At 67.2% G+C, this 1,174-nt stretch carries 1 protein-coding gene; it reads right to left on the reverse strand.

The genetic code is table 11. From position 1 onward, the window contains the following. The coding region (locus tag ABZT49_RS09340; RefSeq protein ID WP_355285595.1) for a flagellin at positions 1-1,174 on the reverse strand (1,174 nt) is incomplete at both ends.

Here is a 1,174-nt window from a genome sequence, read left to right on the forward strand (position 1 = left end):
AGCTGCTGCTGCGTCTGCAGCGCCTTCAGCTTCGTCGACTCCTCCTCGATGTCCGCGTCCACCAGCGTGCCGATCGTCCGGTCGTTCGACTTCACCAGCGTGTCGACGAAGTTCTTCTGGCCGTCGATCTGCGTCTTGCTCGCGCCCAGCTTCGTGCCCGCATCCGTCGCCTTGGCGAGGGCCTTCTCCACCGCGTCGATCGCATTCTTCACGTACGTGTCGGTCTGCGACACACCGGTCGCAGAGTCGTAGATCTTGATCGTGCTCACCGCCATCGTGCCGCCGTCGATGATCCCGCCGCCCGCCGTGCCCGAGGCGGCGGTGCCGTTGCCGACCGCCGTCCCGCTGGCCGCACCGTAGCCGATGTTCACGGTCGCCGCGGCATCCATCGTGACTTCGACCTTGGCGGTGGCGCCCGCGCCAGCAACGATGGCGCCGGCGCCGAAGTCGCCGATCGTCTCGAACACCAGACGGTTCGAGTTGTCCAGGCTCGCCTGGATCTTGCCCTTGGTGTTCGTCGAGGCCGCGATCTGGTTGTTGATGGCGTCCACCAGTTCCTGGCGCGTGACCTTGGTGAGGTCCGCCGCCGCCGGGCCCAGCGTCGTCTTGTTGAGCGTGATGGTGTCAGCGGTGCCGCCATTCGCCTTCAGGGTGAAGGTCGCGACGCCGGTGGTGCTGAAGTCGATCGTGCTCGGGAGCGCCGTGGCGGCCGTCGTCTTGGCGGTGGTCGCCGGGGTCGAGGACGCGGTGTTGGCGTCGTAGAGGCGGATGCTGTTGACCGAGATGTCCACCGTCGAGAACGTGATCCCTCCGGTCGCGCCGCGCGAGAAGCCGGCGATCACCGAGCGGGTGTCGGTGTAGCTCGACAAGGAGGAGTTGACCGAGAGCCAGTTCTGGCCGCCCGACACCGAGGAGTCGGCCACGGACTTCATCTGGCTCTGGATGGCGGCGAGCTCGGTCTGGACCTTGGAGCGGTCGATGCCCGGCTGCAGAGCGGTCTGCAGCTTGGTGCGCATGTTCTGCAGGCTGGTGATGACGTTGTTGACGCCGTTATAGGCGGTGTCGACAGCCGAGGAGCCGAGGCCGAGCGCGTCCTTGACGGCGCCGAGCGAGGCGTTGTCGGTGCGCACGGTGGTGGCGATCGACCAGTAGGCGGCGTTGTCGGCGGCGGACG

Origin of the sequence: Methylobacterium sp. EM32, from assembly GCF_040593685.1 — a bacterium.
Lineage (GTDB): Bacteria > Pseudomonadota > Alphaproteobacteria > Rhizobiales > Beijerinckiaceae > Methylobacterium.